Raw genomic sequence first — 22,369 nt, forward strand, 5'->3', positions numbered from 1 at the left:
AGGAGCACCCCATGGCACCGCCCCTCTCCAGACGATCACTTCTTCAGGTCGCCGCCCTCGCGGCCGCGGCCCCCGCGATCACTTACGCGCCGACGGGCCGGGCCGTCGCCGCAGCTTCGGAGGCACCGCCCGTGTGGACCGCCCAGCCCTTCGCCCTCGACCAAGTCGTCCTCGGCCCGGGCCTCTTCGCCGACAAACGCGAGCTCATGCTCGATCATGCGCGCGGCTACGACGTGAACCGGCTGCTCCAGGTCTTCCGCGCCAACGCCGGCCTGTCCACCGGCGGCGCCGTCGCGCCCGGCGGCTGGGAGGGGCTGGACGGCGAGGCCAACGGCAACCTCCGCGGCCACTACACCGGGCACTTCCTCACCATGCTGTCGCAGGCGTACGCCGGCACCGGCGAGCAGGTCTTCGCCGAACGGATCGCGACAATGGTGAGCACGCTGACCGCGGTCCGCTCGGCCCTGCGCGCCGACCCGAAGATGCTCGCCGTGACCGGGAAGTTCGGGACGGCCCAGGAGAACGTGCGCGGCTCCTACCAGTACGTCGACCTGCCGGCGGCCGTGCTCGGCGGCGCCTCCGCCCTCACCTTGTCGGCATGGGTCAGGCCGACCCACGCCGACAACTGGGCCCGCGTCCTGGACTTCGGCAACGACACCTCCAAGTACCTGTACCTGGCCGCCCGCAACGGCTCGGGCGTGCCCCGCTTCGCCATCACCGGCAGCGGGGCCGGCGGCGAACAGGGGCTCAACGGCACGACCGCGCTGCCGCTCGACCGGTGGAGCCACCTGGCGGTCACGATCTCCGGCACGACCGGCATCCTCTACGTCGACGGCACGGCTGTCGCGACGAACACCTCGATGAGCCTGAACCCTGCGGCGCTCGGCAGCCTGGCCCACCACTGGCTCGGCCGCTCCCACTACTCCGGCGACCCCGTCTTCGCGGGCGCCTTCGACGAGTTCAACGTCTGGTCCCGGGCGCTGACCGCCACCGAGATCACGGCCCTGCAGAGCAACCGGGCCGCCGCCGGCCCCGCGGGACGCGGCGACCTGGCGTCGTACGACTTCTTCGAGACCACCGGCGGCACCTTCGCCGACGCCTCGGGCCGCGGCCTGACCGCGACTCTGCGCCGGACGTGGGGCGGGCCGAGCCACCCCGGGTTCCTGGCGGCGTACCCGGAGACGCAGTTCATCCAGCTGGAGTCGATGACCGGCAGCGACTACACCAAGGTGTGGGCGCCCTACTACACCGCCCACAAGATCCTGCGGGGCCTGCTGGACGCGTACACCGCCACCGACGACGCCCGTGCCCTCGACCTGGCGTCGGGCATGGGCGACTGGATGCATTCCCGGCTGTCCGCGCTCCCCGAGGCGACCCTGCAGCGGATGTGGGGCCTGTTCTCCAGCGGTGAGTTCGGCGGCATCGTGGAGGCGATCGTCGACCTCCACTCGCTCACCGGGAAGGCCGAACACCTCTCGCTGGCCCGCCTGTTCGATCTCGACAAGCTGATCGACGCATGCGCCGCGAACACCGACACGCTCAACGGGCTGCACGCCAACCAGCACATCCCCATCTTCACGGGCCTGTTGAGGCTGTACGACGCGACGGGTGAGCAGCGCTACCTCACCGCGGCGAAAAACTTCTGGGACATGGTCGTCCCGGTCCGGATGTACGGCATCGGCGGCACCAGCACCGGGGAGTTCTGGAAGGCCTCCGGGGTGATCGCGGGCACCATCAGCGACACGACGGCGGAGACGTGCTGCGCGTACAACATGCTGAAGCTGAGCCGGACGCTGTTCTTCCATGAGCAGTCCCCGAAGTACATGGACTACTACGAGCGGGCCCTCTACAACCAGGTGCTCGGATCCAAGCAGGACAAGGCCGACGCGGAGAAACCGCTCGTCACCTACTTCATCGGGCTGACGCCCGGGCATGTCCGGGACTTCACACCCAAGCAGGGCACCACCTGCTGCGAAGGCACGGGCATGGAGAGTGCCACCAAGTACCAGGACTCGGTGTACTTCAAGGCCGCCGACGGCAGCGCGCTGTACGTCAACCTCTACAGTCCGTCCCGACTCACCTGGGCCGAAAGGGGAGTGACGGTCACCCAGGCGACCACCTACCCGAACGAACAGGGCACCACGCTCACCTTCGGCGGCAGCAGCGCGGCCTTCGGGCTGAAGCTGCGGGTGCCGTCGTGGTCCACGGCCGGGTTCCGGGTGACCGTCAACGGCAGTGCGGTGAGCGGGACTCCGGTCGCCGGGTCGTACTTCACGGTGACGCGGACCTGGAAGGCGGGGGACGTCGTCCGCGTCACCGTGCCGTTCCGGCTGCGCGTCGAGAAGGCCCTGGACGATCCGACCCTGCAGACCCTGTTCTACGGCCCGGTCAACCTGGTCGCCCGCAACGCGGCCACCAGCTATCTGCAGTTCGGGCTCTACGCCAACGCGGCCCTGTCCGGCGATCTGCTGCCGACTCTGACCCCGGTGAGCGGCAAGCCCCTGCATTACACGCTCAACGGCACCGAGTTCGCCCCCTTCCACGAGGGGACCGAGGACCCGACCCACGCCTGCTTCCGGCGCTCGGAGCCCAAGGTCGTTCTCGGCACGCTCGACTCCGGTGTGGCCAACCCCGTGCGGCCCGGCGGCGCTTCACTGCTCGACGAGATCTGGGCGGGGGCGCCCTTCGCCGACAAGAACGCGCTCGTCGCCCGGGTGCAGTCGACGGTGATCTCCTGGGTGGCGGCCGGGCTGCTCAGCCTGGCGAACGGCCGGACGGTGGTGAGCACGGCACAGCAGGCGACGTACGTCTCCTGACCTGCCGAGAATGACTCCGAGGGCACGGGCGCCTCACCCGGCGCCCGTCACCTTGGCGACGAAGGCGGCGAGGTTGGTCACCGTCCGCCGGATCTTCTCCTCCAGAGTGAGCGTCTCGTGCAGCCGCGCACCGGCGCCCGCGTCCCTCTTCCCCCGCACATACAGCGAGCAGGCCAGGTCGTCGCACATGTACGCCCCGACCGAGTTGCCCTGCTGCCCCGCCCTGCCCGCTCTCGGGGCGACCATCAGGGAGACGCCGCCGGAGTGGGTGGTCAGACACATCGAGCACATGCTGCGCCGCGCCTGCCCGGAGCCGGCCGCCGCACCGCGCAGCGCGAGGGCCGTCGGGTGGCCGTCCAGGACGGTCACCAGGTAGGCGCGGTCGGGGGCCTGCGGATCGCGCCAGCCGAGGAAGTCCAGGTCCTCCCACGGCCGGTCGGCCAGGTCACGCGGCACGGACAGCCGCTTCGCCGCGCCCTTGGTGCAGTTCACGAAGGCGGCACGGATCTCTTGCTCGGTCAACGGTTCCATAAGCTCACGCTAGTTTGCCTAAATGCTTTAGGCAAACGCATAATCGAGTCCGGTGAACGAGAGGACGGCTATGGCACGGGTAGGGCTGACCACGGAACGGCTGGTCCGGGCGGGCGCGGAACTGGCCGACGAGGTGGGCTTCGAGCAGGTGACCGTCTCGGAGCTGGCCCGGCGGTTCGACGTCAAGGTCGCGAGCCTGTACTCGCACGTCAGGAACTCCCAGGACCTCAAGACCCGGATCGCCCTGTTCGCCCTGGAGGAGCTCGCCGACCTCTCCGCCGACGCGGTGGCCGGACGGGCCGGCAAGGACGCCCTGACCGCCTTCGCCAACGTCTACCGCGACTACGCCCACGCCCACCCTGGCCGTGCCGCGGCCGCCCGGCTGAACCTCGATCCCGAGACCGCCGCAGCCAGCGCGGGCGTACGGCACGCCCAGATGATGCGAGCCATCCTGCGCGGCTACGACCTGCCCGAACCCGACCAGACCCACGCCGTACGGCTGTTGGGCAGCGCCTTCCACGGCTACGCGAGCCTGGAGGGGGCAGGCGGGTTCAGCCACAGCTCCCCCGACTCCGAGGAGTCCTGGACGCGGATCCTGGACGCCCTCGACTCGTTGTTGCGCAACTGGCCCACCTCCTGACCGACCGACAGGCTGAGGAACATGCACGACTGGATCACCACCCCCGTCACCGCCGACCTGCTGCGCGGCGCCCTCGACGTGGAGCACACCGAGCACGGGGTCCTGCCGCACCGGCTGCCCGCCCGGGCCCGCGCCCAGAACACCGACGACCAGCTGGCCATGGCCGAGTCCCAGCCCTCCGGCGTACGACTGGTCTTCCGCACCCGGGCCACCGCGCTGGAGCTGGACACCCTGCCGACCAAGCGGGCCTACGTCGGTGCGCCGCCCCGGCCCGACGGCGTGTACGACCTGGTCGTCGACGGCCGGCCGGCCGGGCAGGGCAGTGTGCGCAGCGGCAACGTCATCACCGTCGACATGACCGAGGGGACGTCCGAGGTCCGGCCCGGACCTCCCGGCACCGTCCGGTTCGACGGGCTGTCCGGCGAGGTCAAGGACGTCGAGATTTGGCTGCCGCACAACGAGACCACCGAGCTGATCGCCCTGCGTACCGACGCGCCCGTCGAGCCCGCGCCCCGCGGTGACCGACGGGTGTGGCTGCACCACGGCAGCTCCATCAGCCACGGCTCCGACGCGGCCGGCCCCACGGGCATCTGGCCCGCGGTCGCCGCGAGGCTGGGCGGCGTGGAGCTGATCAACCTGGGCCTGGCCGGGAGCGCGCTCCTCGACCCGTTCACCGCGCGGGCGGTGCGGGACACTCCCGCCGACCTGATCAGCCTCAAGATCGGGATCAACATCGTCAATCACGATCTGATGCGGCTGCGCGCCTTCGGCCCCGCGGTCCACGGCTTCCTCGACACGATCCGCGAGGGCCACCCGGACACGCCCCTGCTGGTCGTCTCGCCGATCCTGTGCCCGATGCACGAGGACACCCCGGGCCCCTGCTTCCCCGACTTCGGCGAGATCGGCGAGGGCCGGCTGCGGTTCCAGACCTTGGGCGACCCAGCGGAGCGCGCGAGCGGGAAGCTCACCCTTCAGGTGATCCGCGAGGAACTGGCCCGGATCGTGAAGCAGCGGGCCGCCGAGGATCCGAACCTGCACCACCTCGACGGGCGCGAGCTGTACGGCGAGGAGGACTCGGCGGAGCTGCCGCTGCCGGACAACCTGCATCCCGACGCGGCGACGCACCGGCGGATCGGGGAACGGTTCGCGGGAGTGGCTTTCGGGGCCGACGGGGTGTTCGCCGGCGACTGAGGCGTGCCGGGCGCGTGTGGTCGCGACCGTGCGCGCCACGACCGAGGAACCCCGGCCCAGGTGGCCCGGCCCCGGGAAGCCCTACCCCCTGCGCTTGGGCTTGCCCCGTCGCGCGCCCGCGCCCTTGGAGCCGCCCGAACCGCCGGTCCGGCCGGACCCGCCGCGGGCCCCCTTGGCCGCGCCGGAAGCTCCCCGCGCCGCGCCGCCCTTTCCGCCGCCCGTCGGCTTGCGTCCGCCACTCTTCTCGGGCCGCTGCTTGCGCTCGGGCTCCGGCTGGGTGCGGCCCCGTGAGCTGTTGACCGTCCGGCCCCGGACGATGCCGATGAAGTCCTCGACCATGTCCGTCGTCGCGTCCTCCCGCCAGGACAGGGCGATCTCGGACTGCGGGGCGTCGGTGAGCGGGCGGTAGGTGAGGTCGCGACGGTGGTGGAGACGGGCCAGGGACTGGGGGACGACCAGGACGCCGATGTTCGCCGCCACGAGGTCGATCGCGTCCGCCGTGGTGGCCGGCCGTTCGAAGGCCGGTTCGCCGGGCGGCTGCTCCCAGCCCATGACGTCGTCGAGGGGGTGGAGGACGACCTCGTCGGCCAGGTCCTCCAGGGTGACCTCCTCGGCCGCCGTCACCACGTGGTCCTTGGGGACCACGACCACCGTCGTCTCGGTGTAGAGGGGGATCGCGCTGAAGACCGTACGGTCGACGGGCAGTCGTACGAACCCGGCGTCCGCGGCCCCGTCGCGCAACACGTCGGAGACCTCGGCGGCGGTTACCTGGAGGAGCTCCAGGGACACGTCCGGCAGGCGCTCGTTCCAGATCCGCACCCACTTGGCGGGCGTCACCCCGGGGACGTACGCGAGCCGGAAGGAGGGGGATGCTGGCGAGTCTGTCACGCGGCAAGGTTACCCACTGTGGTCGGAGGTCTCGTGCGCGGCCGATAGTCTGGACTCCATGACGTCGCACCAGAGCACCCAGACGATGAAGCCCGCCACCGCGGCGAAGAAGCTGGGTGTGTACCTCCCTGCCACCCCCGCCGAGTTCCAGGAGGGTGTCGTCTCGCGCGCCGAGTTCAACGAACTCCAGGCGAACCCGCCCCAGTGGTTGCAGGACCTGCGACGCAACGGCCCGCACCCCCGCCCGGTCGTCGCCGCGCGGCTGGGCGTCTCCATCGCCGGTCTCGCCCGCGGCGGAGTCACCGAGCCGCTCACCACGGAGCAGATCGAGGCGCTGCGGGAGGACAGTCCCGAGTGGCTGGAGAAGGAGCGCGCCACGCAGGCGGAGGTCCGCAAGGAAGCGGCGCGCATCAAGGACAAGAAGCAGGGCGAGGAGTCCTGAACCGGGGGCCCGCGCAAGCCCTGGGCCCCGAAAACTCCGGTGCGCCGGATCGAACACCTCTGCGACCATTCCGGCATGGTCCACCGTCTGGAATCCCTGGTCATTCGGCATGCCCTCCGGCTGCCCGCTCCCGCGGGCCCCGCCGGTGCGGGCGACGTCGCGGCGCGGCAGTTCGACGCCGCGCTGATGTCCGTCGGCTTCAAGCTGTCCGCGGACACGCTGCGGACGTTGTCGGGGCTGTCCGAGAGCACGGTCGTCGACACCGCCGTGCCCACGCTCGCCACTGTCCGTGAGATGGCCGGCGACCATGTGCGGCACAACGTCTACTTCAAGGACTTCCCGGCGAACGTCCCGGACACCTTCGAGTTCTGGATGCGCTGCGTGCGCGAGGCCCTGGAGGACGGCAAGGCGCGCTCCGGCGTCCTCGCCCAGCTGCGCAGCGGCGTGATCAACCTGCTGACGCTGCCGTCGTACGGCAACTACCGGCACACGTACGACGAGATGCTCGCCGCGCACGACGAGCTGACGGCCGCGGTCGGTGACCGGCTGACGGTCCTGCATCTGGGCGGCGCCCTGAACGACGAGGTCACGGCCCTGTACCTGGCGCTGGCCGGCAGCACCACGCCGCTCGGCGACGAGCACCTGGCCGATCTCAAGGTGCTCGCCGAGCACTGTGCGGACGGCCCCCAGCCGGAGGCGATCCCGGTGCGGGAGAACCGTGCCGTCGTCAACGAGGCCCGGCTGAAGGCGGGTTCGGGCCTGCTCCTCGACACCGTCACCGATGTACTGCGGCTGGCCTGCGCGTTGTCGGCCGGGGACGTGTCCCTCCAGGAGCCGACCCGGTTCCGGGCGCTGTCGCGAACGGTCCGCCGGGCGCTGCTTGCGGGGCTCGACTCGGTCGTCGCGGCGGCTCCGGCCAAGCTGGCCGACGTCCTCGCACACCGCGAGGTTTTCAAACGGCTCGGTGAGCGGCTGCACCCCCACGAGTACCCCCAGTGGCCGCATGCCGCCGAGGTGTTCGCGGTGGCCAGGGGCGAGAAGAAGACGTACACCTTCGACGCCCGCGTGGAGGCGCTGCTCGGCGCGGACGACGTCGCCGGAGCGGCGGAGCTGCTCAAGTCCGCGCCCGGCAGGCTGTTCCGCGCGCTGGACCGACTGCTGCGCACCGCGCGCACGCAGGAGGAGCGGGACGCCGTGGTGGCCGCCGTCGAGCAGGCCGCTCCGGAGGTCTCCGGGCGGGTCGTCCTGTCGGTGCGTGAGTACCTGCACAACCGGGCCGCTGAGACGGGCCGCAAGCGGGTGTTCATCAACCGGGCCGGCCGCGCGCATGTCGCCGACGACACGCGTACGGCGATACCGGAGCCGGACCGGGCGCGTCTGATCACCATGCTCGATGCGGAGATCGGGCGCCGACTCCCGTCGCCGGAGCGGCTGTTGGTCGATCCCGACGTCCTCGACGTGGCGCTTCCCCTCAGCGGGCGCGCGACCTCGGCCGGGCTCGGTGTGCTGCCCCGTGGTTCGCTCTCGCCGGTCGACGGGGAGCTGCTGCGGTTCTTCGTGTACTGGAAGCAGGCGCAGCGGGTCACCGACTACGACCTGTCGGCGCTGCTCCTTGACGCGGACTACGAAACGGTGTCGTGGCTGTCGTACACCAATCTCCACGAGGTGGAGGGCGAGCACTCGGGTGACATCACCAACGCACCCGACGGCGCCTCGGAGTTCATCAACCTGCGGCTCGGGGCGGTGCGGGGCACGTACATCGTGCCGCAGGTCAACATCTACTCCGGAGAGGGGTTCGAGGAGGCCGAGGAGTCGTTCTTCGGGTTCATGCTGCGCGAGAGCGAGCAGCCGGGGCGGCCCTTCGAGGCGCGTACCGTGCGCATGAAGTCGGAGCTGCGCGGTCCCGGCCGGGTGGCGCTGCCGCTGGCGTTCCTGCGTGCGCAGGACGGGAGTTGGCACGCCAAATGGCTGCACCTGTACCTGAAGGGGCAGCCGGCGTACAACCGCGTCGAGGACAACCAGGTGTCGGTGGCGACGCTGGTGCGTGCCATCGTCGAGCGCGAGCAGCTCACGGTCGGGTACCTGACCGAGCTGATGGCGAACGGCGGTACGGAGGTGGCGACTTGGAACGGCGAATCGATGCCGGAGGGGCCCGTGACGTACATCGGTCTGGAGCGTCCCGAGGGGCTGCACCCGGACTCGGTGGTCATCACCCCTGGAAATCTGCGCGACTTGATCCCCGAGTGACTGCTAGCGTGTCGCGTGGCGAGGCCATGGAGGGGGCTTCCTTCTCAATGTGATGAGCCCTCATGGGGCTCGGATTTCCAGCCCTTCCGCTTTCCTCACCATCGACGTGGCACGTGCAACGAGGCCATGAAGGGGCTTCCTTCTATCCGGTTTTCAACCGGCTTTCCTAGAGCTCAGCCCCTTCGCTCTCCTCGTCGTCGACGTCACGCGCCCAGGCGGCCCGGACCGGTGCTCACCGTTCCAGGGCCGCCTTCGCCGTGCTGAGCGCCTGTTCCGCGTATCCCCGCCCGAACAGCACGGCGTGCACCAGCAGCGGGAACATCTGGTGCAGCCCGACGCGGTCGGCCCAGCCGTCGGCGAGCGGCGCCGCGCTCCGGTAGCCGCGCAGCACCTCGTCCAGGTGTGGGCAGCCGAAGAGGTGGAGCATCGCGAGGTCGCTCTCGCGGTGGCCGCCGTGCGCGGCCGGGTCGATCAGCCAGGCGTGGCCGTCGGCGCCCCACACCACATTGCCGTTCCACAGGTCACCGTGCAGCCGGGACGGGGGCTCGGCGGGACCCGCGAGACCGGGCAGCCGCGCGCAGAGCCGCTCGATCACCTCGGCCTCCGCGAGCGCGATCGTGCCGTCGTCCACCGCGCGCCGCAGATACGGCAGCACCCGCTGTTCGGCGTACCACCCGGGCCACTCGGCGCCTTCGGCGTTCCGCATCGGTGCGCGCCCGATGTACGCCTCCCGGGGACCACCAGGGGGCGGCGACCCGAAGGCGGGCGCCCCGGCGAGGTGCAGTCCGGCCAGCGCCCGGCCCAGATCGAGCGCCGCTTCCCGGCTCGGCCGCCCCCGCGCGATCAGGTCGGTCACCAGCCAGTGGCCGTCCTGGCCGTGCACGGTCGGCACCCGGACCGTGCCGGCCCCGGCCAGCCAGCGCAGCCCCGCCGCCTCCGCCCGGGCCTCCTCCAGGCTTTCTGCGCGCTTCACCATCACCGCCCGGCCGTCGTCGAGGGTCACCTCGGACAGCGCGCCGGACAGCGGACGTTCATGGGTCGCCTGACGGCCGGTGAGCCGCGTCGCGGCCGCACCCGGGCCGTCGCCTTGGTCGTACACCCGCGCCTCCCTGATCACTTCGTTTCGCACCAGCATTCCCCGATGGCTCGTGCACAGCCTCTGTGAAGACTCCCAGCCATGTCTTGACATACGGATGAACCAATCCGTAGCTTGGCCGATCATTTAGATTCGTGAAGCGGGTTCACGGATATGAACGGAGAGTGTCCATGGGCGATCGCCGACGACGACGCCGCCTGGCCGCAGCGGCCACCGTCGCGGGATTGATGTTCGGAACGGCCGCCTGTGGCTCCGGCTCCGACAGCGCGGCCGGCAGCGATCCGAACACACTGGAGGTCTGGACCAGGAGCAATCCGGACTCCGCCGCCACCTACGACCGGGTCTTCGCCGCCTTCACCGAGAAGACCGGCATCAAGATCGACTACCAGCCGGTCATCAACTTCGACCAGCAGCTCCAGAGCCGGGCGTCCACCAAGGACCTCCCGGACGTCATGATCAACGACACGGCGCTGATGGGCAGTTACCAGAGCCAGGGACTGCTCAAGCCCATCGCCCCCGCTTCGGTCGCGGGCGGCGACCAGATCACCGCCAAGTCCTGGGCCTCCACGGTGGGCATCGACGGGAAGCACTACGGCATCCCTTACTCCCGTCAGGCCCAGACCCTGATGATCCGCAAGGACTGGCTGAAGAAGCTCGGGCTGAAGGCGCCGACGACCTGGCAGCAGATGCTCTCCGTCGCCGAGGCCTTCGCCACCGAGGACCCGGACGGCGACGGCAGGGCCGACACGTACGGCATCGTCGCGCCGGCCAGCGCCCAGAACGGCTACGCGGCCTGGTGGGGCTCGAGCTTCCTGTGGCAGGGCGGCGCGCAGATCATCAAGCCGACAGGCGACGGCAAGTACACCCCCACCATGGACTCGGCGGCCGCGGTGAACGCCGTGACCTGGATGAAGGACAACCTCTTCTGCGGCAAGAAGGGTGTCGTGCAGCCCGGCGCGATCACCGCGGTGACGGGGACGGCCACCAACTTCCAGGACGGCAACGCCGGGATGTACATGACCGGCCCCTACAACATCACCACCTTCGACACCACGCCCGGCAAGGACAAGTACGAGGTCGTCCCCGCCCCCGCTGGGCCGGCCGGGGGTGATGTGCTGGCCGACGGCGAGAACGTCTACCTCGGCGCCAGGACCGGCAAGGACAGGCAGGAGCTGGCGCTGGCCGCGTTCCTGGTCTCGCCCGAGGGCCAGAGGATCGCCATGACCAGCGTCGACGGCCACCAGCCCGTCGTCCGCATCCCCGTCAACACCACGCTGGACGCGGCGAAGGTCAGGAACGACGCCCGCTGGAGTGTCGTACAGAAGGCCTACGAGGACGCCTCCCAGCAGTTCCCGAACGCGCCGGACTTCGCCCCGATCAAGCAGGACACCGCCGACGCGCTGAACTCGATCTTCACGTACTGCGGCGGTGACGTCCGCTCCCAGCTCAAGGAGCTGGGCGACACGCTCGCCGGTGACCTCAAGGACCAGGGGCTGCTGAAATGACCGCTACCGTACCCGCCCCGACAACGCGCGGAGCCTTCAGCAAGAAGGCCGTCGTCCCCTGGCTCTTCCTGGCTCCGGGTCTGCTGCTCGCGCTCGTCTTCAAGTTCTGGCCGATGGCCAAGGGCATCTGGCTCAGCTTCTTCCACGTGCGGCCCTTCCTCGGCGACCAGTGGATCGGCCTCGACAACTACACGAGGGTCCTGACCGACCACCGCTTCCAGGACGCCATCGGGCACACCCTGATCCTCGGCCTGGGCCAGGCGGTCGGCGCGATCCTGCTCGGGTTCGCCCTCGCGCTGCTCCTGGAGGGCCAGGCCCGTTCGCTGAAGTTCCTCCGCACCGCCGTCTTCCTGCCCGCCGTCACGGCCACCGCGGTCGTCGGCGAGCTGTGGCGGCTGATGTACTACCCGACCTCCGACGGCCTCCTCAACAGCGGCCTGCACTTCTTCGGCCTCGGGACCGTCCAGTTCCTCGACAACCCGAACATCGCCCTGTACTCGACGATGGTGATGGGCATCTGGATCTGGGCCCCGTACAACATGGTGATCTTCCTCGCCGGTCTCGCGGGCGTGGACCGCTCGCTGTACGAGGCCGCGGCGATGGACGGTGTCTCACTGTGGCAGCGGCTGCGCCACGTCACGCTGCCCGCCATCCGTCCGGCGCTCATGATCGTGCTCACGCTCGCCACGATCCGCGGGCTGCGCGTGTTCACCGAGGTCTACGTCCTGACCGGCGGCGGCCCCGCCGGGTCCACGGACGTCTGGATGACCCGCGCCTACACCCTGGGCTTCACCCGCAACGACATCGGCGGCGCCTCGGCGGCCTCGGTCGTCCTGCTCTGCGTGACGCTGCTGCTCACCGTCATGGTCAACCACCTCCGCAAGAGGGGAGAAGCGCGATGAGCGCCCCCGTCATCGACTCCGTCCGGCCGGCGGCCCCTGACACCCCGGCCGGGCGGACCACCAAGGGAGGGCGGACCACCCCGGCCCGCTTCGACACCGCCCTCGGCTGGGACGACAGGCCCGGTCTCGCCTGGGGCCTGCGCATCCTGCTCTGCGTGATCGCCCTCGCGATCTTCGCGGCGCCGTTCCTCACCATCTTCTCGGGCGCCTTCACCACCCACCCCAGCGGCTCCTCGCTGTCCTTCCTGCCGCACGACACCACGCTGTCCAACTTCAAGGTGGCCGGCGCGCAGGGCATGTGGGACTACCTCGGCAACTCGCTGGTCATAGCGGGCGGCGGGCTGCTCCTCCAGCTCGTGGTGTGCACCCTCGCCGCGTACGCGCTGGCCCGGCACCGGTTCCGCGGCCAGGCGCTGATCATGATGCTGTTCATGATGACGCTGATGCTGCCCGAGGAGGTCATCGCGATCCCGCTCTCCCTGGTCCTCGGTGACGTCCCCGTGGTCCACGCGGACCTCAAGGGCACGGTCTGGGGCGTCATCCTGCCGCTGGGCGCCTGGGGCTTCTCGGTGATGATGCTGACCGAGTTCATGCGGGACATCCCCGACGAGATCGAGGAGGCGGCCCGCCTCGACGGCGTCGGCGAGCTGCGGATGCTGTGGCAGATCATCCTGCCGCTGTGCAAGCCCGCGCTCGGCGTGGCCGGCGTGCTCGGGTTCATCATGATCTGGGACCAGTACCTGCTGCCCCTGATCGCCGCCAAGGACCCCACCGACTACACGGTCACCGTGGCCCTCGCCACCCTGCGCACCGACCCCGTGGTGGGCTCCGGTGTGGTCCTGGCCGGTGCGGTCATCGCCCTCATCCCCAGCCTGATCGTCTATCTGCTCCTCCAGCGCTCCCTGGTCACCGGCATCGCCGCCGGCGCCACGAAGGGCTGACCCCGACCCCCACGTTTGAGGGAGACATGAAGTTCCAAGGAGTGCTGTTCTTCCCGGTGACACCGTTCGCCGCGGACGGCTCGCTGGACGAGGAACGGCTCGCCCAGCACATCGACGGCGGCGTCGCGGCCGGTGCGGGCGGCGTGTTCGTCGCCTGCGGCACCGGTGAGTTCCACGCCCTGACGCCCGACGAGATCGAACGGGCCACCCGGGTCGCGGTCGAGACGACCGCGGGCCGGGTACCGGTCCTGGCCGCGGCGGGCGGCCCCACCCCGGTCGCCCGCGACCACGCCGCACGTGTCGCCCGCGCGGGCGCCGACGGCATCCTGCTGCTCCCGCCCTACCTGGTGACGGCCCCGCAGCAGGGCCTGGTGCGTTACGTCGAGGAGGTCACCTCCGCGAGCGACCTGCCCGTCGTCTTCTACCAGCGCGGCACCGCCCGCCTCACCGAGGACACGGCGGCCGCGATCGCCGAGCTCCCCAAGGTCGTCGGCCTCAAGGACGGCCTCGGCGACATCGAGCGGATGCACCGCATCGTGCGTGCGGTGCGGGCCGTGCCGGGCACGGAGGACTTCCAGTTCTTCAACGGCCTGCCCACGGCGGAGATGACCGCGCCCGCCTATCAGGGCATCGGTGTGCCGCTGTACTCCTCCGCCGTCTTCGCCTTCGCGCCCGAGATCGCCCTCGCCTTCCACCGGGCGCTCGCCGCGGGCGACCGACCGCTGATCGACACGCTCCTCGACGAGTTCTACGGCCCCCTCGTCCGGCTCCGCGACGAGGTACCGGGGTACGCCGTGGCGTTGGTCAAGGCGGGAGTGGCCCTGCGTGGCCTGGACGTGGGTGGCGTACGGGCGCCCCTGGTCGACCCGACGCCGGAGCACGTCGCGCGGCTGTCCAAGCTCGTCGACCACGGCCTGGAGGTGGTCGGCGCATGAGCGACCCGACCCGGATCAGGGAGCTGATCGTCACCCCGATCGCCTTCCGCGACCCGCCGCTGCTCAACTCCAACGGCGTGCACGAGCCGCTCGCCCTGCGGATCATCCTCCAACTCGTCCTGGACGACGGCACGGTGGGCCTCGGCGAGTCCCCCGGCGGGGTCGCCCGCCTGGAGCGACTCGAGGCCGCCGCGAAGGTCGTCGTCGGCATGGACGTCTTCGACACGACCGCCGTGTCGGCCGCCGTCGACGCCGCCCTGCTGCCCACGGTCCCTTCCTCGCACGAGCGCGGCTGGACCACCTCGGCCGTGGAGGTGGCCTGCCTGGACGCGCAGGGCAAGCTGCTCGACCGCCCGGTCAGCGATCTGCTCGGCGGGACGGTCCGGGACTCGGTGCCGTTCGCCGCGTACCTCTTCTACAAGTGGGCCGAGCATCCGGCCCTCGACGGTCGCGCCGCGGTCGGTGACGAGTGGGGGGAGGCTCTGGACCCGGCCGGCATCGTGGAGCAGGCCCGGTTGATGCAGGAGCGGTACGGGTTCAGGTCGTTCAAGCTGAAGGGCGGTGTCTTCCCGCCCGACGAGGAGATCGCCGCGATCAAGGCGCTCGCGGAGGCCTTCCCCGGACAGCCGCTGCGCCTGGACCCCAACACGGCCTGGACGGTGGAGACGTCGACCTACGTCGCCCGTGAACTCGACGGTGTCCTGGAGTACTTGGAGGACCCGACCAAGGGCATCGAGGGCATGGCGGCGGTGGCGAAGGACGCGCCGATGCCGCTGGGCACCAACATGTGTGTGATCGCCTGGGAACATCTCAGGCCCGCGATCGAACAGAACGCCATCCAGGTGCTGCTGACCGACCACCACTACTGGGGCGGCCTGCGCCGCACCCGTGAACTGGCCGCGGTCTGCGAGGCGTTCGGCCTCGCGCTCTCCATGCACTCCAACTCGCACCTGGGCATCAGCCTGGCCGCCATGACCCACGTGGCCGCGGCGATCCCGGACCTCGACCACTCCTGCGACACCCACTACCCGTGGAACCACGCCGACGACGTGATCCGCCCGGGCGTCCTGGAGTTCCGCGACGGCGAGGTCAAGGTCCCGACCGGGCCCGGCCTCGGCGTGGAGCTCGACCACGACGCCCTGGCCCGGCTGCACCGCCTCTACGTGGACTCCGGGGTACGCAGCCGCGACGACACCGGATACATGCGGCGCTTCCAGCCCGACTACGAACTCAGGCTTCCCCGTTGGTGACAGAGCCCCACTGGTGACACGACCCCTATGAGCCAGGGCGCCCGGCGAACCCGGGCGCCCTGGCGTGGTTCTCTGATGCCGGGTGCCTCGCCGGACGATGCGGGGGAAGTCGCCGGAGTGGTAGCAAGCGCCATGGTCGGTGACGACCCGGTGGACGCGGTTGATGCCGTGGGCGGCGAACCGGCCCTTCGCCCGGGCGAGGAAGGCAGCAGCCGTCGCGCGCGGTTCACATCACCGTGTAGCCGCCGGCGATTTACCCACACTTGCTGGGGCATGCGCGGGAGATGCTCATGTCAGCGGATCCGTGGGCGACGGGACGCGTCTGGCATCGCTTCACGAGCCGCGGAGGGCGTCGTCGTCCTCTCGAAGTCGGACAAGGGCAGGCAGGACACCTGTCGTGCGCGCCCGCCGCATTGTGGCCTTTCAGCCCCGCGGTGCCACGCGGATACGGTTCCCGTCAGGATCGGCTGCGAGGAAGGTCAGCCCGAACCCCAGATCACGAGGCTCGCGAAGGATCGTGACGCCCTTGGACTGCCACTGCTTGAAGATCGCGATGAGCTCGTCGGGTCCACTGTCGATGGCCAGGCACACCTCACTGGTCCGCGGGACATCCGGGGACAGATCCTCGAACTGGTCAGACCACAGAGCGAGGTCAGCGCCTGGCCCGAGGTCGAAGGTGACGTATCCCGGAGTCTCGAACGACGGCCTCATGTCGAGGAGGTCGCCGTAGAAACGCGCTGCGGCGGGAGCGTCGCTCACGTAGACGATGGACACGACGGATGTGGTCATGGTTGTTCCTTCTCGCAGGTCGTAGGTACGCATCCATGAGCCTGACCGGGATATGCGCCGCATCGTGTCGCAATTCCTGAAAAACTTGGTGTGTGACCCCAGACCGCTTCTTCTCCCTGATGCTGCTCCTCGCATCAAGGGACGCCGTGACCACACAGGAACTTGCCACGGCGCTCGGGGTGTCCCTTCGAACCATCACCCGGGACCTGAACTGGCTCCGCGACGCCGGACTGCCGGTCACCGCACAACGCGGCCGCCTCGGAGGCGTGACCATGCTGCCCGGGTCCGGTCTCGACCTCACGCGACTCACGCCGGGCGAGCGTGATCATCTGTCGCTGACCGGGCTGGATGAGAGGCAACGTGAGGAGCTCAACCCATCCGTCGAAAGCCGGCGCGCGCTCTCCAAGATCGGCGCTGCACAGTCACGTCGAGCTCATGAGCTCCTGCCGCTCACCGAAATTGTGCACGTGGACAGCCGTCCCTGGCTCCAGGCACAGACTTCCGGCACGACTCCGGCTTCGCTGCTCGGCCCAGTGCGGCGAGGTCACCGGCTACGGATCGAGTACGACAGCCCCCGTGAGTCCCGCTCACGCGTCCTGGTCGTGGATCCCTACGGGCTGCTCGCCAAGGCCGGCATCTGGTACCTCGTCGCCGACTGCGCCCGAGAGCCACGGATGTACCGACTCGAACGGATCACGGCGTGGAAAGAAGTCGACCAGCCGCGACGGATCCGCGAGAACCAGACCCTGGCCACCGTTGCTGCAGCACTCGTTGATCAGTGGGAACACAACCATGCGACAGAGGTCAGCGCCACCATCGACCAGACCCAGATCGAGCGAGCGCGACGGATCTTTGGCCAACGACTCGTCCGGGACAATCATGAGGAATCCGCCACCGGCCACAAGGTGACGATCCGCTTCCTGCATCTGGAGGACGTGCGAGCACTACTGCCGTTCGGGAACGCCATCACTGTGCACGGCCCCACCGAAGCCAGGGCTCACCTCCATGACCTCGCCACCAACCTTGCCCACCACTATGCGCCGTCACCAACGTCCTGACCCGCAACAACCAGCTGTCCCGGTCGACGGCCCCTACACAGCCGACTCGCTACTGCGTCAGACGGGTCCACGTCTGCGGCCCCACGACGCCATCGACTGGACCTCAGCCGCGTCGACCCCATGCTCGGCCTGCGCTTCATGCTCGGCCTGCACTTCGGCACCCAGGCGCTCCTCGGCGAGAAGGTCTCCCACAACCATGCGATCCGGGCCAGGTCTTGTCCTGGAAGGCCCACCCCAGGATGATCATCGGTCATGCGTCTCGGTGAACTCGGTGCTCTTGAACGCCGACTGTGGGAATCCTTCGCACGGGGCACCACCGTCGATGTCAGCGACGGCACGTCATCGGCGGAAACCGCGGTACGGGCCGACGTCATCGCAGCGCTGTTGCTGGGCGTCGGCGCCGATCCTGCCCCGGGCGACCGCCCGGCACTGCGTCTCACCGGTGCCCGCATCACGGGCGGCCTGGATCTGAGATTCGCCGAGGTTGTCGTCCCGGTCGTCCTGGCCGATTGCCGCTTCGACGAAGTGCCCCTGCTACAGGGCGCCAGGATGCGCGAGTTGGCCCTCCCCGGCAGCTCCCTGCCAGGTCTCGCCGCCGATACGGCCCAGATCGACGGCCGACTGGTACTGTCCCGCTGCCACCTGACCGGCCCCCTCCTGCTGAACCGCGCCCGGATCAACGGCGATCTGGACCTCCGCGACGCGGTGATCACGGCGCCCGGGTCCGAGTCGATATCCGCGGTCCATGTGGCCATCAGCGGCGACGCGCTGTGCACCAACCTGGCCGTCCAGGGAGGTTTCCGTATCTCCGGCGGCACCGTGGACGGGGAGTTCGACCTGGAGGGTGCCTCCCTGAGCAACCCGGGCGGCGTGGCACTGGACGCCTACCACGTCCAGATCACCGAGGACTTCACCTTCCACCCGAACTTCAGGGCGGAGGGGCGACTCATCCTGTCCGGTGCCACGGTCTCGGCAGCGATCGGCTTTTGCGGCGCCCTGCTGAACAACGCCGAGGACGTCGCGCTGGAAGCCGTCGATGTCACGGTCGCCCGCAATCTCGACCTCGGCCGGGGCCTCACCGTCGTGGGCGCCATCAACCTCGACGGCAGCCGCGTCGGTACGCAGCTCAGCTTCCGCGATGCCTCGCTCACCCATTCCGACGGCACCGCTCTGTCGCTACGGCTCATCCAGGCCCGGGAGACCGATCTGCGAACCCGGCAACCGATCGACGGCGCCCTCGACGCACGCAACGCCCAACTGGGCACCCTGTACGACACCCCTGAGACCTGGCCTGCCCACCTGCGGCTGGCCGAGGCCACCTACGACGCCCTCGCACACCCCCTGGCGGCCGCTGAACGGGTGGACTGGCTCCGGCGCAGCACCGACGGCTACCTCCCGCAACCGTACGAACAGCTCGCGACCGCGTACCGGCGGCTCGGACACGAGGACGAAGCACGCACCGTGCTGCTGGCCAAACAGCGCCATCGGCGCGGCACGCTTCCCCCGCTCAGCCGCGCCTGGGGTTACGTCCAGGACGCGACCGTCGGCTACGGCTACCGGCCTCTGCGCGCCGGCCTCTGGCTCATGGCTCTCCTCGCCTGCGGTGCGATCTTCTTCGGCGTGCATCCCCCCGCACCGCTCGAAGCCGGAAAGGCACCGCCGTTCAACGCGTTCTTCTACACACTCGACCTGCTGGTCCCCATCATCTCCTTCGGGCAGGAGGCCGCCTTTGCGCCCCGAGGCGCTGGACAATGGCTCGCTTACGGGCTGACAGCTGCCGGCTGGATCCTCGCCACGACCGTCACCGCCGGCATCTCACGGGCAATCAGCCGTCAGTGACGAACCCACCGACGACGGCGTGACTCCGGGCAGTTCGAAGGGAACCGCCCGCCTGGAGGGACGGCTGCCGTCCGAGGCCGCGGATCACCTCCCACTGAAGATCCGCCGGTGCTTCAATATCACCCCCTGGGTGGAGGAGCGAGGGCATGGGCGGAGTCCTGGTGACCGGTGGCAGCGGTTTCGTCGGCAGCCATCTGGTACGGAGGCTGCTGGAGCGCGGTTACGAGGTGCACGCCACGGTGCGCAGTCTCGCGAACTCGGCGAAGGTGCGCCCGCTGCGGGACATGCAGGGCGAATTCCCCGGCGCGCTCACGCTGTTCGAGGCGGACCTCCTCAAGGAGCGTTCCTTCGACGAGGCCATGGCGGGCTGCCGGGTGGTCTTCCACGTAGCCTCGCCGTTCTTCATGCCGGAGAAGATCAAGGACGGCCAGAAGGACATGGTCGATCCGGCTCTGATCGGCACCCGCAACGTCCTGGCCGGCATCGAGCGGACACCGACGGTGGAACGGCTGGTCCTCACCTCCACGGTCGGCGCGATCTTCGGCGACTACTCCGACGTGCGGGACATGGACGGGCAGGTCCTCTCGGAGAAGTACTTCAACACCAGCAGCACGGTGGAGAACAACCCGTACCACTACGCCAAGACGGTCGCCGAGCGCGCGGCCTGGGACGCGGAGGCCGCGCAGGACCGCTGGCGCATGGTGTCCCTCAACCCCGGCCTGATCCTGGGCCCTTCACTCGCGCCCGCCTCCGAGTCCGGCAGCCTCTTCCTCCTGGAGGAGCTCTTCAAGGGCTACTTCTTCTACGGCGCCCCGGACTTCAGCTTCACCACGGTGGACGTCCGTGACGTGGCCGACGCGCACATAGCGGCGGCGGAGAAGCCCGACGCGCAAGGCCGTTACATCCTGGCCGCGCAGACCATGACGTCGTTCCACGAGATGTCCCGCATCATCCGCTCCCGGTACCCCCGCGGCCTGCGCATCCCACGCACCGCGCTCCCCCACTGGCCCGTGCGCCTCCTGGGCCCCGCCTTCGGGCTCACCCAGGACTACATCAGCAAGCACCTCGGCATCCGCTTCCGCGTGGACAACAGCCGCAGCCTGAACGAACTGGGACTCGTCTACCGCCCGGTCGAGAAGACGGTCTTCGACCACTACGAGGCATGGCTCGCACAGCGGGGCAAGCGCTGATCCTCACCGGAAGCAGCGGCCCTACGCGACGAAGGTCACAGTTACATCTCACGCTTTTCACACTTCAATCTTCACGCGAGCCTCACAAGTTGGCTAAGTTGACGGCGAGCAGCACGACGGAAGGGGCATGACTTTCATGGCGCCGGAACGAACTTCGCGCAATGGAGGGTTCAGCCTCCCGACCAAGCGCAACTCCGCCCTCGCGACGGCCGCCATGGCCTCCGCGGCCCTCCTCTCGCAGACCGGGAGCGCCTCGGCGGACGAGGCACCGAGCCACGACGAGGTGAGCCGGCGCGTCACCAACCTCTACGACCGGGCCGAGACCGACTCCGGCACCTACAACGCCACGCGCGCGGCCGGAACGGCGTCGAGCACCCGCGGCCGTACCGCTCCCGCGACCGGCGGCGGGCGCGGGGACGGCGGCGATCCCGCCCTCGACGACATCGCCAGGCAGTGGTACGGCGCGGCCCGCGCGAAGATGGGCCCCGTGGTCGCGGCGACCCTGCCCTCCGACCGCGTCGCCGCCCGCCGCGCCGAGCCACAGCGCCGGCGCCCGGCGGACACCCCCACGGCACGCGGATCGAAGCCGGCCGAACGATCCCTGCCGGAACTCACCGCCAAACCCGTGCTCGCCCTGCCGAGCGCACCGGAGCCGGCACCGACCGCCGCCCTCACCGCCGTGCCGGCCCAGTCGCCCGCATGGGCCGCGGAGCCCGCCCCGCAGGACTTCATCGGCACCGGTGAGATCCCCGCCGCGCGCGCCCCGCAACCCGTCACCGGCACCCCGGAGTACACCCCGCAACTCTTCGCCGGGCTTCCCGAGTACACCCCGCAACTCTTCGCCGGGCTTCCCGAGTACACACCGCAACCCGACAGCGCGATCCCCACGTACACCGCGCAACCCGACCGCGGCTTCCGGGACTACACCGCTCAGGTCGGCACGGGATACACCGAGTACCGCCCGCAGTCCCCTACGGAATTCCCCCAGTACAGTCCGCAGGCCCCTACGGCGTTCCCCGAGTACAGTCCCCAAGCCACCCCAGGGCTCCCGGAGTACAGTCCCCAAGCCACCACGGGATTCCCGGACTACACCGGGCAACTCCGCGCCGTGCTGCCGGAGTCCACCGCACTTCCCGAGTACCCGGCGCAAACCACCACCGGCTTCCCGGACTACAGCGGCCAACTCGGCACCGGGCTGCCTGAGTACGCCGATCAGGCCACCGCAGGGTTCCCCGAGTACCCCGCACAGGCCACCACAGGGTTCCCCGAGTACTACGCACAACCCGCCCCGGGACATCCCGAGTACTCGGCTCTCACCGCTCCCCTCGCGACAGTCGTCGCCTCCCCGCCGGTCGACATGGGCCGGCCCGTCCCGGCAGCCCCGACCACCCCAGCCGTCACCCAGAGCATTCCAGCCGCCCCAGCCATCCCGACCCCCCGCTCCCCCGAGCCGGACTGGCAGGCACCCCAGCTCACCGCGATCCCCGCCTCCACGCCCCTGACCCTGGCCCCGGTCCCGGTCCCGGTCCCGGTCCCGGTCCCCGAACTCCCCACCGCCGACCCCGGTTACGACTCGAAGGTCATCCAGGTGCTCGCCTTCGCCCGCTCCCAGATCGGGAAGCCGTGTGTCTGGGGCGCGGCGGGCCCGGGGTCGTACGACAACTCCGGCCTCGTCCAGGCCGCCTGGAAGGTCGCCGGCGTCTCCCTCCCCCGCACCTGCGTCGGTCAGGCGAGCACCGGCACGGCGGTACCGCTGTACGCCATGCAACCCGGCGACCTCGTTTTCTTCCACGACGACTTCAGTCACGTGGGCCTGTGCACCGGCAACGGCATGATGATCCACGCGCCGGGCCCGGGGGCGTCGATCCGCGAGGAGTCGATCTACCCCACCGGCGAGTCGATCATCCGCGGCGCGATACGGCCCGCCTGACACCCGCCACGAGCCCATCCTCGTCGCCGCCATCGCACAAGCAAGCGCCACTGCCGCACTCCCTTCACGCACGCCTCTGGACGCCCCGCGAGCACCTCGCCTAGGGTTCCAGGGAAAGCGCTTTCTGGCCTGACCATGCCAACCTGGGAGTGCGTCTCGTGCCGCACCAGCAATGGACC

The 22,369-nt window shown here is 70.0% G+C and carries 18 protein-coding genes and 1 pseudogene; 14 read left to right on the forward strand and 5 right to left on the reverse strand.

Going from position 1 to position 22,369, the window contains the following annotated elements; translation table 11 throughout:
- Positions 1–11: 11 nt before the first annotated feature.
- Complete coding sequence (locus tag ABZT02_RS02215; protein ID WP_356013683.1) at positions 12–2,816, forward strand: beta-L-arabinofuranosidase domain-containing protein; 2,805 nt, start codon at positions 12–14, stop codon at positions 2,814–2,816.
- 33 nt (positions 2,817–2,849) lie between these two features.
- Here ABZT02_RS02215 and ABZT02_RS02220 read toward each other — a convergent pair whose 3' ends face one another.
- On the reverse strand, positions 2,850–3,347 hold the full coding sequence (locus ABZT02_RS02220) for an FBP domain-containing protein (RefSeq protein ID WP_356013303.1): 498 nt from the start codon (positions 3,345–3,347) through the stop codon (positions 2,850–2,852).
- A 70-nt stretch (positions 3,348–3,417) separates the two neighbouring features.
- Between ABZT02_RS02220 and ABZT02_RS02225 the strand changes: the two genes are divergently transcribed.
- A complete protein-coding gene (locus tag ABZT02_RS02225) occupies positions 3,418–3,987 on the forward strand; it encodes a TetR/AcrR family transcriptional regulator (RefSeq protein WP_356013305.1) in 570 nt (189 codons plus the stop codon).
- Positions 3,988–4,008: 21 nt separating this feature from the next.
- On the forward strand, positions 4,009–5,178 hold the full coding sequence (locus tag ABZT02_RS02230) for a GDSL-type esterase/lipase family protein (protein ID WP_356013306.1): 1,170 nt from the start codon (positions 4,009–4,011) through the stop codon (positions 5,176–5,178).
- Between the two features lie 81 nt (positions 5,179–5,259).
- Here ABZT02_RS02230 and ABZT02_RS02235 read toward each other — a convergent pair whose 3' ends face one another.
- Positions 5,260–6,066, reverse strand: a complete 807-nt coding sequence (locus ABZT02_RS02235; RefSeq protein WP_356013307.1) for a LysR family substrate-binding domain-containing protein — start codon at positions 6,064–6,066, stop codon at positions 5,260–5,262.
- A gap of 58 nt (positions 6,067–6,124) precedes the next feature.
- On the opposite strand from ABZT02_RS02235, the gene ABZT02_RS02240 reads away from it, so the two are divergent.
- The gene (locus ABZT02_RS02240) at positions 6,125–6,508 is read left to right on the forward strand and encodes a DUF5997 family protein (protein WP_356013309.1); all 384 of its coding nucleotides are present in this window, start codon (positions 6,125–6,127) and stop codon (positions 6,506–6,508) included.
- Positions 6,509–6,583: 75 nt separating this feature from the next.
- Positions 6,584–8,755, forward strand: a complete 2,172-nt coding sequence (locus ABZT02_RS02245) for a hypothetical protein (protein WP_356013310.1) — start codon at positions 6,584–6,586, stop codon at positions 8,753–8,755.
- Positions 8,756–8,987: 232 nt separating this feature from the next.
- On the opposite strand, the gene ABZT02_RS02250 is transcribed toward ABZT02_RS02245, so the two are convergent.
- Positions 8,988–9,854, reverse strand: a complete 867-nt coding sequence (locus ABZT02_RS02250; protein ID WP_356013685.1) for a fructosamine kinase family protein — start codon at positions 9,852–9,854, stop codon at positions 8,988–8,990.
- A gap of 167 nt (positions 9,855–10,021) precedes the next feature.
- Here ABZT02_RS02250 and ABZT02_RS02255 point away from each other — a divergent pair, with 167 nt between their 5' ends.
- Genes ABZT02_RS02255 through ABZT02_RS02275 form a run of 5 tightly spaced genes read left to right on the forward strand, consistent with a single transcriptional unit; the run spans position 10,022 to position 15,384 of the window.
- Entirely contained in the window at positions 10,022–11,356 is a 1,335-nt protein-coding gene (locus tag ABZT02_RS02255; protein ID WP_356013312.1) for a sugar ABC transporter substrate-binding protein, read from the forward strand.
- On the forward strand, positions 11,353–12,258 hold the full coding sequence (locus tag ABZT02_RS02260) for a sugar ABC transporter permease (protein WP_356013314.1): 906 nt from the start codon (positions 11,353–11,355) through the stop codon (positions 12,256–12,258). Before ABZT02_RS02255 ends, ABZT02_RS02260 begins: the two co-directional genes overlap by 4 nt.
- The gene (locus ABZT02_RS02265; RefSeq protein ID WP_356013315.1) at positions 12,255–13,199 is read left to right on the forward strand and encodes a carbohydrate ABC transporter permease; all 945 of its coding nucleotides are present in this window, start codon (positions 12,255–12,257) and stop codon (positions 13,197–13,199) included. The genes ABZT02_RS02260 and ABZT02_RS02265 overlap by 4 nt, the downstream gene beginning before the upstream one ends.
- 26 nt (positions 13,200–13,225) lie before the next feature.
- Positions 13,226–14,134 (forward strand): 5-dehydro-4-deoxyglucarate dehydratase, encoded by a 909-nt coding sequence (locus ABZT02_RS02270; RefSeq protein WP_356013316.1) that lies wholly within the window; start codon positions 13,226–13,228, stop codon positions 14,132–14,134.
- Complete coding sequence (locus tag ABZT02_RS02275) at positions 14,131–15,384, forward strand: glucarate dehydratase family protein (protein ID WP_356013318.1); 1,254 nt, start codon at positions 14,131–14,133, stop codon at positions 15,382–15,384. The genes ABZT02_RS02270 and ABZT02_RS02275 overlap by 4 nt, the downstream gene beginning before the upstream one ends.
- 93 nt (positions 15,385–15,477) lie before the next feature.
- Here ABZT02_RS02275 and ABZT02_RS02280 read toward each other — a convergent pair.
- Both ABZT02_RS02280 and ABZT02_RS02285 read right to left on the reverse strand, forming a co-directional pair.
- Positions 15,478–15,603, reverse strand: a pseudogene (locus ABZT02_RS02280) (IS481 family transposase); the annotation flags it as partial.
- A 204-nt stretch (positions 15,604–15,807) separates the two neighbouring features.
- Positions 15,808–16,173, reverse strand: coding sequence for a VOC family protein (locus ABZT02_RS02285; RefSeq protein WP_356013319.1), 366 nt, complete (start codon positions 16,171–16,173; stop codon positions 15,808–15,810).
- Between the two features lie 92 nt (positions 16,174–16,265).
- Between ABZT02_RS02285 and ABZT02_RS02290 the strand changes: the two genes are divergently transcribed.
- The 4 genes from ABZT02_RS02290 (at position 16,266) to ABZT02_RS02305 (ending at position 22,190) form a co-directional block, all read left to right on the forward strand.
- Positions 16,266–17,231 carry a WYL domain-containing protein gene (locus ABZT02_RS02290; protein WP_356013320.1) on the forward strand — a complete coding sequence of 322 codons (966 nt, stop codon included), beginning with the start codon at positions 16,266–16,268 and terminating at the stop codon, positions 17,229–17,231.
- A gap of 252 nt (positions 17,232–17,483) precedes the next feature.
- The gene (locus ABZT02_RS02295; RefSeq protein WP_356013321.1) at positions 17,484–19,070 is read left to right on the forward strand and encodes an oxidoreductase; all 1,587 of its coding nucleotides are present in this window, start codon (positions 17,484–17,486) and stop codon (positions 19,068–19,070) included.
- 146 nt (positions 19,071–19,216) lie between these two features.
- Positions 19,217–20,260 carry an NAD-dependent epimerase/dehydratase family protein gene (locus ABZT02_RS02300; RefSeq protein WP_356013324.1) on the forward strand — a complete coding sequence of 348 codons (1,044 nt, stop codon included), beginning with the start codon at positions 19,217–19,219 and terminating at the stop codon, positions 20,258–20,260.
- Positions 20,261–20,387: 127 nt separating this feature from the next.
- Positions 20,388–22,190, forward strand: a complete 1,803-nt coding sequence (locus ABZT02_RS02305) for an NlpC/P60 family protein (RefSeq protein WP_356013326.1) — start codon at positions 20,388–20,390, stop codon at positions 22,188–22,190.
- Positions 22,191–22,369 lie beyond the last annotated feature (179 nt).

Origin of the sequence: Streptomyces sp. NPDC005402, from assembly GCF_040606575.1 — a bacterium.
Taxonomy (GTDB): Bacteria; Actinomycetota; Actinomycetes; order Streptomycetales; family Streptomycetaceae; genus Streptomyces.

What these genes read in the sequence shown, in the direction of transcription:
- ABZT02_RS02305 (WP_356013326.1), top strand. Translation starts at nt 20,388, where the DNA reads ATGACTTTCATGGCGCCGGAACGAACTTCGCGCAATGGAGGGTTCAGC.
- ABZT02_RS02275 (WP_356013318.1), top strand. Translation starts at nt 14,131, where the DNA reads ATGAGCGACCCGACCCGGATCAGGGAGCTGATCGTCACCCCGATCGCC.
- ABZT02_RS02285 (WP_356013319.1), bottom strand. Translation starts at nt 16,173, where the DNA reads ATGACCACATCCGTCGTGTCCATCGTCTACGTGAGCGACGCTCCCGCC.
- ABZT02_RS02300 (WP_356013324.1), top strand. Translation starts at nt 19,217, where the DNA reads ATGGGCGGAGTCCTGGTGACCGGTGGCAGCGGTTTCGTCGGCAGCCAT.
- ABZT02_RS02245 (WP_356013310.1), top strand. Translation starts at nt 6,584, where the DNA reads ATGGTCCACCGTCTGGAATCCCTGGTCATTCGGCATGCCCTCCGGCTG.
- ABZT02_RS02295 (WP_356013321.1), top strand. Translation starts at nt 17,484, where the DNA reads ATGCGTCTCGGTGAACTCGGTGCTCTTGAACGCCGACTGTGGGAATCC.
- ABZT02_RS02240 (WP_356013309.1), top strand. Translation starts at nt 6,125, where the DNA reads ATGACGTCGCACCAGAGCACCCAGACGATGAAGCCCGCCACCGCGGCG.
- ABZT02_RS02270 (WP_356013316.1), top strand. Translation starts at nt 13,226, where the DNA reads ATGAAGTTCCAAGGAGTGCTGTTCTTCCCGGTGACACCGTTCGCCGCG.
- ABZT02_RS02260 (WP_356013314.1), top strand. Translation starts at nt 11,353, where the DNA reads ATGACCGCTACCGTACCCGCCCCGACAACGCGCGGAGCCTTCAGCAAG.
- ABZT02_RS02230 (WP_356013306.1), top strand. Translation starts at nt 4,009, where the DNA reads ATGCACGACTGGATCACCACCCCCGTCACCGCCGACCTGCTGCGCGGC.
- ABZT02_RS02255 (WP_356013312.1), top strand. Translation starts at nt 10,022, where the DNA reads ATGGGCGATCGCCGACGACGACGCCGCCTGGCCGCAGCGGCCACCGTC.
- ABZT02_RS02265 (WP_356013315.1), top strand. Translation starts at nt 12,255, where the DNA reads ATGAGCGCCCCCGTCATCGACTCCGTCCGGCCGGCGGCCCCTGACACC.
- ABZT02_RS02220 (WP_356013303.1), bottom strand. Translation starts at nt 3,347, where the DNA reads ATGGAACCGTTGACCGAGCAAGAGATCCGTGCCGCCTTCGTGAACTGC.
- ABZT02_RS02225 (WP_356013305.1), top strand. Translation starts at nt 3,418, where the DNA reads ATGGCACGGGTAGGGCTGACCACGGAACGGCTGGTCCGGGCGGGCGCG.
- ABZT02_RS02215 (WP_356013683.1), top strand. Translation starts at nt 12, where the DNA reads ATGGCACCGCCCCTCTCCAGACGATCACTTCTTCAGGTCGCCGCCCTC.